Below are 6,412 nucleotides of genomic sequence, written 5' to 3'. Positions count from 1 at the left end.
GCAACTTCAGCTTCTAATACTGCATCATAAAAGCGATTAAATTCATCCTCAGTCATAGGACAGTTTAAATATGCAGCTTCACCTTTATCATAACGGGACTTTAAGTAAACTTTATCCATATCAATAGATTCTTTTTCAATAATTGGAGCAGCTGCATCATAGAAATAAAGTTGATCTTTACCAGTAATGTCCACTATTTCTTGCGCAAGGGTTTCTGTAGTAAGTGGTCCTGTTGCGATAATTGTGTATCCATCTGGAATGGCATTAATTTCTTCATTAATAACTGTGATATTTTCATGATTTTTAAGTGTTTCAGTAATATAACCTGAAAAATCGTGTCTATCAACTGCTAATGCACCACCAGCTGGAACTCGTGCCTTATCAGCCGCTTCAATAATTATAGAATTCAATCTTCTCATTTCTTCTTTTAAAACACCCACACCATTAGTTAAAGCATTTCCGCGTAATGAATTGGAACATACAAGTTCCGCAAATTTATCAGTATGGTGCGCTGGTGTTTGTTTAACAGGTCTCATCTCTATTAGATTAACTTTAATTCCTCTTTCAGCTAATTGATATGCCGCTTCTGAACCGGCAAGACCAGCACCTATTACATTTACAGTTTGAGTCATTTCTATACTCCTTTTATTGTCATTTATGTCTTTTAATTATGTTGTTATGTTTATATTATCCGCACTTATTTAGATTAATCCATTACTATCTTTAAAATAAGATTCACTAATGATTCTATTTAACAATCTTAAAATGTCTCTAGGGAATAAAAATATTATTTCTGCGCTGCCTCTTTATAATCGCAATTTGAACATATTACTTGTGTTGTCTTGCCTTTTTTATTTTCAACAAGATATTGGTTACATTTTGGACAATCTCTTCCAATCGGCTTATCCCAAGAGATAAAGTCGCATTCAGGATATTTCGAACATCCATAAAAGACACGATTCTTTTTAGATTTTCTTTCTACGACGTCACAATCATTACATTTTGGACATTTAACACCAATAGACTTAACTATCGCTTTTGTATTACGACAATCCGGGAAGTTTGAGCAAGCCATGAACTTACCATAGCGTCCCATTTTTATAACCATAGGAGAACCACAAACTTCACAGTCTTCACCGGCTGGCTCATCTTTGATTTCAATCTTTTCCATCTCTTCTTCAGCACGTTCAACATCTTGTTTAAAGCTACTAAAGAAACCGTCTATTACTTTTCTCCATGTAATGTCGCCTTCTGCAATCTTATCAAGTAACGTTTCCATATTCACTGTGAATTCCACATCAATAATCTCTGGGAAGTATTCTTTCACTTGTTCATGAACTATTTCTCCCAACTCAGTAGGAACAAAACGCTTACTTTCTAATTTGACATAGTTACGCTTTTGAATCGTATCTATTGTCGGTGCATAAGTTGATGGTCGCCCAATTTTCAATTCTTCTAGTGTTTTTACTAATCTCGCCTCAGTATATCTTGGAGGTGGTTGTGTATAGTGTTGAGCTGGTTCAATTTGAGTTGCTGTGACTTTATCACCTTGCTCTAATTTAGGCAGTTTATTTTCCTTTTCGCTATCACTATCATCTTTAGTTTCTACATAAAGTGTCATAAATCCTTTAAACTTGATTGTTTGACCATTCGCTCTAAATTTAATGTCACCTTGTGTTATGTCTAATGAGACTGTATCAAGTATTGCTGGAGCCATTTGACTAGCAACAAATCGTTCCCAAATTAATTTGTATAATCGGTATTGGTCTTTCGTCAAAAATGACTTCATATCATCTGGCGTACGCATAGTACTTGAAGGTCTAATAGCCTCATGGGCATCTTGGTCACCTTGTTTCCCTGATGCTTTACGTTTAGAAGTGTAAGATTCACCGTATTTATCAGTTATATACTGTTTTGCTTCAGCTTTGGCAGTATCTGAAATACGTGTAGAATCGGTTCTCATATATGTTATTAAACCAATCGTACCTTGTTTTTTCAAATCTATACCTTCATATAATTGTTGTGCGACCATCATTGTTTTTCTTGCTTTAAAGTTTAATTTACGTGCCGCCTCTTGTTGTAATGTAGAAGTTGTAAATGGGTTTGCTGGATTACGCGTTTTTTCTTTTTTAGTCACGTTTGTAATTTCGAATTGATCTCCATCTAGTGCAGCTGTAATTTTCTCAACATCTTTTTTCGTTTTTAATTTAAAAGGTTTATTTTTATAATGAAGGAATTTAGCATTGAATTTTGATTTTTTGTATCTAAATTCTCCTTCAATAGTCCAATATTCTTCTGGTTTAAAGTTTCGAATTTCATTTTCACGGTCAATGACTAAACGAAGTGCAACAGATTGAACTCGACCCGCTGACAAACCTTTTTTCACTTTTTTCCATAGAACTGGCGAGATGTTATAGCCAACCAATCTATCTAATATTCGACGCGCTTGTTGTGCATCGACTAAGTTCATTTCAATTTCTCTAGGATTTTTAAAACTTTCTTTAACAGCGTCTTTAGTTATTTCGTTGAAAACAACGCGATTTTCTTTAGAATCTTCAAGCTCTAAAATTTTTGATAAATGCCAAGCAATTGCTTCACCTTCACGGTCGGGGTCACTTGCGAGAAAGACGTTTTTCGCTTTTTTTGCATGTTTTTTCAATTCTTTTACAACAGGACCTTTTCCGCGTATTGTTATATATTTTGGTTCGTAATTATCTTCAGTGTCGACACCCATTTGACTTCTTGGTAAGTCTCTGACGTGTCCCATTGAAGCTATAACTTTATATTTCTTACCTAAATACTTTTCAATGGTTTTTGCTTTTGCAGGCGATTCAACAATGACTAAATTATCTGCCAATGTCATTTCCCCCTCGCTAATCTAATTACTAAAGATAAATGATAAACGCTTAATTTTGCTTTTGTCAACGTTTTATATCTAAACAAATCATTTTCCCTGTCTATTTTTTATAGATTTTATTAAAAAATAAATTACAAAGGGTAACAAAAGAAATATGAAGCAACTCGTTATTTTTAGTTTTAAATATAGTAGTCTTCAAATATATCATTAGCGTTTAATACTACCTTAGCACCTTCTTGGATACGTAATAAATTACCTTTTGTCATAGGATTAAACATAGATCCAGGTAAAACATAAACATTTCTATTTTGCTCTAATGCAAAATCTATCGTGATGTGACTGCCACTTTGTTCCTTAGCCTCAGTAATTAAAACCCCTTTTGACAAACCGCTGATAATTCTATTGCGCTCAGGAAATCTATATTTAGCAATTGGTGTATGTGGTGGATATTCGGATATAACTAAACCTTTTTCTTCTATTTTATTTCTTAATGCTAATGTACTTTTGGGATAATGTGTTTGATGGCCAAAGGCTAAAACTGCAATTGTAGGGAGATTGTATTTTAAAGCTATTTGATGTGCCATTGCATCAGCTCCTTGAGCAAGGCCGGAACGGAAACAATTGTTAAATATTTGCTTTTATCATTTGATAATAAAAATTCTAAAGACTGTTGGGTATAACTTGTAGAATCTCTTGCACCTACTACTGCCAAATGATGCATATTATTTATTAATTTGATGTTCCCTTTATAGAAAAGAAGTAATGGAAATTGATATATTTCTTTTAATAGCACTGGGTATTCAGAATCCATATATGTAATGTAACTTACTTTTAATTTCTGCAGTTCTTTAATAATATCGTTATGATCAAGTTTTATAAAAGCATAGTATTTACGTAATAAAAGAACATTTTCTTCCCTATTCACCCATTCACATAAATAACTATCTTTTTTTCTTCCCTCCTCTTTAATTACATTAGGATATGCCATTAAAAATTGATGAATTTGTTTAGTCGAAAAGTGTGCCCAGTATAACTTAAGCAAAAATAGTTTAATCAATAAATCAACTCCTTTTTGTAATCATACAAAATCATATTCTATTTTTGTTTTACATTTCTAATACAAAAACATTGTCGATGTAATGTTATTTTAAGGAGTAAAAATACTGACTTAAAAAGTGAAAAGTATGTTGGAAAGAATTTAAAATTTCAATTTCCAACATACTTTATAATTAAACCTTATAAATAAGTTTTGCAAATTTATATAGAATTGGTCTTACTGGTTTGATGAAATCACCAATTAATTCTTCAACATGTGCATTAAAACCCTTTTTAAATTGTTGAACACCAAAATCATCCGCCTCATTACTAAAGACGCCTGTTATTCCATAAAAATTATACCTATTAATATTATGTGATTTTGCATATTTTATCATATGCCATTGTAGATGATATGCACCCATATACTGATTATATTTCGGATTTGATCCACTTGATAGATAATAAACTTCATCATCAGTACATATAAATAAAGCAGCAGCTAAATCCAAAACAGGTCCATCTTCTAATATTAGTTCTTCGGTTTTACTAATTCTATTATTAATACTAGATAATTGCATATTTAACTGATTTAATTTTGATTTATTTTTTTTAGAATTTGGATTTTCATTTAATGCTCTGTTCACAGTCATCATTTCATTTTCGATTTTCAATAATTGTATTTTTAATTTATCTTGATATTCATTAAGATTTATACAAGCTATCTTTAACATTGCCTTATCTTTATATATTTCTTGCATTCGTTTAAAATAATCTTCATTCATGAAATGAAAACCATGTTTTTCTTCAGCCATTTGAAACAATTTATAAAATCGATTTGTTTCTTCAATAGATAAATCTTCAACCTTAACACCAATCTCAATAGTCTTTTTTATATTTCTTCTAGTTTGGTATTCCATTTCTTTTAAAAGTTGATTCTCATCTTTATCTTTTAAATCCAATACAGAAATCCACCTAATTTGACTTTTATTTGAATATCCTGTTGTATAACCTTGATGGAGATACCCAATTTTCCCTAGCATCTTTACTATCACTGAATTATTATAATTCTTTATTATCCTACCATTTGCATCTCTTAAATTCTCTATTAAATATGGATCAACAAGAATAAATACTCCTCTATTTTTATAAATGAATTTAGATAATTCTTTAAAAAAGTAACAAACTAATTTAGCATCGAAATAATCAAGTAAAGGACCTCTATGAGAGTAGAAATATTTGTAGAATTTAAAAATTCGTGCCTCTGTTAATAAACATGCAGCTATAACTTCATTTTTATCATTCTTCACTCCCACAATATGTGCTTCATGATTTATTTTATTTCTATAATTATATAATTCTATAGACTGTGTATAATGTTTGAAGTGCTTTTTGGTGTAGTTGGTAAATTCTTCTTCACTTAAAGTTGAAAATTTCATATTTCAATGTCCTGCCTTCGATTTAAATTATGCTTTTTTAAATGGTCTAATAAAAATCATATCATTTTCATAATTATGAACAACTTTATGTGCAACCTCTGCTTTACGCCATCCACCATTATTCCAGTTTTGATCTAAACTTTGGAACTTCATTAATTTTCCATCATAATCACCATTTAAGACAATAGCTGTATGACCATATCCTCCACCAAATCTTCCACTAAAAACCACTAAGTCCCCAGGTTCAGCTTTGAAAGTTGGTGTGTTGTGATAAATTTTAGCTTCACTATTAAAATTATTTGCATATGGTATATCTTTAGCTCCATATCCTTTTAATCCATGACCATAAAGATGATTCCAATATACATTAACTAAATCGAAACATTGCCATCCATAACTACCGTCGAAATCCCATCCTCTATTCTCTAATGTTTTCAAATAATTTAATGTACTGCTATTACTATTACTTTTATTATTTGAAGACACTGTTTTTGGTTTTGGTTCTACTAATGGTGTCATTGGCACTTTTAATTTTTGACCAATAAATATTAAATTAGGATTTGCTATATTATTTGTATTTTGAATATTTGAAACTGTAGTTTTGTATTTTAATGCTATAGCACTAAGTGTGTCTCCTTTTTTTACAGTATAGATTTGTGTTTTTGGAGCTTCTCTAAAACTGTAGTAACCAAAGTAATTATTAGTAACTTTATTCGTTTTCTTCTGATTAGAATTTTGAGCTTCCAAGTTTGCAATTTTAATTTCTTTAGTAGGTTCATTGTTATTAATAACTAGATTGTTACCTTGGCTTGAGTTTTTCGGAGTATTTGAAATCTTTATATCTTGATTAATTTCATTTCCGTTTGAAATTGCTGATTTGTTGTCTAACTTTAAACTTGTGTCCGATGTTTTAACAGCACCTTCATTTTTTATTTTGTCTTTTGTCGTATTTTTATTAGCATTTAACTCTGATTTCGCGAATACATTTTGCTCATACCCTCTTGTAAAATCTTTAGATTTATCAATTTCATCTGCATATGCTTTGTTCGACATACCCAATGCCAAAAACATACCTATTGAA

At 30.8% G+C, this 6,412-nt stretch carries 4 protein-coding genes and 1 pseudogene; all 5 read right to left on the bottom strand.

The genetic code is table 11. The features are described 5' to 3' along the window. Positions 1-632: methylenetetrahydrofolate--tRNA-(uracil(54)-C(5))-methyltransferase (FADH(2)-oxidizing) TrmFO (gene trmFO / locus IDG60_RS04150; RefSeq protein ID WP_206160518.1), on the bottom strand; the 632-nt coding region annotated here is incomplete at its 3' end. Positions 633-787: 155 nt separating this feature from the next. Continuing rightward, entirely contained in the window at positions 788-2,863 is a 2,076-nt protein-coding gene (gene topA / locus IDG60_RS04145; protein WP_103182728.1) for a type I DNA topoisomerase, read from the bottom strand. Between the two features lie 173 nt (positions 2,864-3,036). Next, positions 3,037-3,914: pseudogene (dprA, locus tag IDG60_RS04140) on the bottom strand (DNA-processing protein DprA). A gap of 172 nt (positions 3,915-4,086) precedes the next feature. Beyond that, positions 4,087-5,331: a FemA/FemB family glycyltransferase FmhC gene (gene fmhC / locus IDG60_RS04135; RefSeq protein ID WP_000672869.1), complete on the bottom strand. Its 1,245-nt coding sequence runs from the start codon at positions 5,329-5,331 to the stop codon at positions 4,087-4,089. Positions 5,332-5,358: 27 nt separating this feature from the next. Then, a partial coding sequence (locus tag IDG60_RS04130) for a CHAP and LysM peptidoglycan-binding domain-containing protein (protein ID WP_241013337.1) occupies positions 5,359-6,412 on the bottom strand: 1,054 nt, incomplete at its 5' end.

The sequence above is a fragment of the Staphylococcus sp. EG-SA-2 genome, assembly GCF_017152085.1.
This window is presented reverse-complemented; position numbering and strand designations above follow the sequence as displayed.